This is a genomic window from Streptomyces sp. bgisy159 (assembly GCF_965341775.1).
Lineage (GTDB): Bacteria > Actinomycetota > Actinomycetes > Streptomycetales > Streptomycetaceae > Streptomyces.
In genome coordinates, this window is the sequence record NZ_CBDQZH010000110.1 from 1 (window position 1) to 1,922 (window position 1,922).

At 67.6% G+C, this 1,922-nt stretch carries 1 protein-coding gene; it reads right to left on the reverse strand.

The features are described 5' to 3' along the window. Window positions 1-795: S8 family serine peptidase (locus ACSLTV_RS36015; protein ID WP_435613723.1), on the reverse strand; the 795-nt coding region annotated here is incomplete at its 3' end. Window positions 796-1,922 lie beyond the last annotated feature (1,127 nt).

Here is a 1,922-nt window from a genome sequence, read left to right on the forward strand (position 1 = left end):
CTCGGTTTCGCAGAGGCCCGTCTTGCCACCGCAGGCATGAACCATCGCCTCACCTGGGGCTGCCATGTCCACCTGGGGGCCGTACTGGGACCAAGAGGTCCGGTGCAGGTTCTTGCCAACTGCCGCCACGCCGACGACTCCGGGCGTTGCTGCGGGGTACTCAAGCTCGTTCGTCGTGTCTCCGCTGTTTCCGACACCGGCGAAGATCAGTGATCCCTTGTTCAGGGCGTATTTCACTGCGGCTGTCAGCTGCGGTGAGCCCTTCGAGTGCCCCAAGGAGATGTTGATGACCTGTGCGCCGTGGTCGGCTGCGTAGCGGATCGCCTGGGGAGCGACGGTATTGAATCGCTGGTTCCCCGCTTCCTTGTTCGCGGCGGTTTCATGACTGGGCATGCGAAGGGGAAGGATCTTGGTGCCGGGCGCAAGGCCGAACGCACCCTTGCCACCATCGGAGGCTCCGGTGCCGGCGATAAGACCCGCCATGCCCGTACCGTGGCCCTCGTAGTCGGAGTGTTCGTCCCCGGGCTGCTCCTCGGCAAAGTCCTTGCCGGGCAGCACGCGTCCGACCAAGTCTGGGTTGGCCGCGTCGACACCGGAGTCGATGACCGCGATCGTGATGCCCGCCCCAGTGCTGATCCGCCACATCTCCTCAGCGTGCATCGCGTCAAGGAACCACTGCTCCTCTCGGGACGACTTCGCGGTGGCCGAGGTATTTGCTGCGCTCACGAGCAGCAGGGCCAGGGCTGCCGTTGCCGCCGCGCGACGACCTCTGTGTCGAGGGTTGCTCGTGTGCATGGAGTCCGCCTTCTCGGGTTCCAGGAGTGAATCAGTCGATGACCGGTGGCAGGGCACGTCGGCGATCCTGCTGCCGGGACTGTTCGTCCTCCGGCGCGCGTTGCGTGCGTCCTCCGCTGCGGCCGGCGTCCGCGCGGGACGCTGACTGACGGGCCTGAAGGCCGCCTGTGCCGGTCCCCTCCCCTTGGCGCGGTGCGCTGGTCGGGCCGCTGGTGGGACGACCGCTTACCGCGCCGGTGTTCCCTGCCGTGGTTAGGCCACCGGTGGCGGGCCTACGCGTGCCCGCACGGACCGACTGCTGCTGACTGTCGTCGGCGGCACCATCGGACGGGATCGGGCGTCCGCCGATGACGGGTCCCTTCCAGGAGGGCAGGCGTCGTCCTACGGGTGCGGCTGGCTGGTGGCCTACCGAGTGCCCGGCATGGTTCGTTGTTCCAGCGGGCGAGCCCATAGGCCCACGAGGAGGCGTGGCCTCACCGCCTACGACGACACCTCGTGGGATGGCTCCAGTTGCTCGGCCAATGGGTGGCGTCGTCGGGCGACCTCCCACAATCCCGTTGGCCGGACTACTCGGGATTCGGCCAGAAGCAGCCGCTGGTGTGCCGGGGGCCGGCCCCATGGGCGGGCGCGCACCCGTTGCCTGTCCTGGCCCCAGCGGAGTGGTGAGGGATGCGGCCTGTCGCGGAGATCCGGCGACTGCTCTGCCTGGCCCCGTAGCACCAGGTCCTGGCCTGCCTGTGGCTTGCAGCGGAGGCGTACTCCTGTTGCTGCCGATCGCGGGGGGAGCCGTGCCCATGTGAGGCGACTCTCGCCTCACATGGTCAAGTGCGGGCGGGCTGCCAATTGTGTCCGCAGAGCTGTGTGGACGTGGTGGCAGAGTGGCAACAGAGTCGATCTCCATGTAAGCGGGGGGTTGCCGAACGTCTCCGAGCTCACGAGCCGAGGCCGTGGGCGGGGCTGAAGCCTCCGTCACACGGTGAACGTCGGCTACCGCTTGGTCGGTTCTCGGGCCAACCGATGAGGTATTTGGATCAGTAGTCGGGCCAACGACGCTTGTACCAACGGTTCGAGTCCGGTCGAGCTGCTTGTGGTCCCTGCCGGCTGCCGGATCCGGCACGATCGCGTCC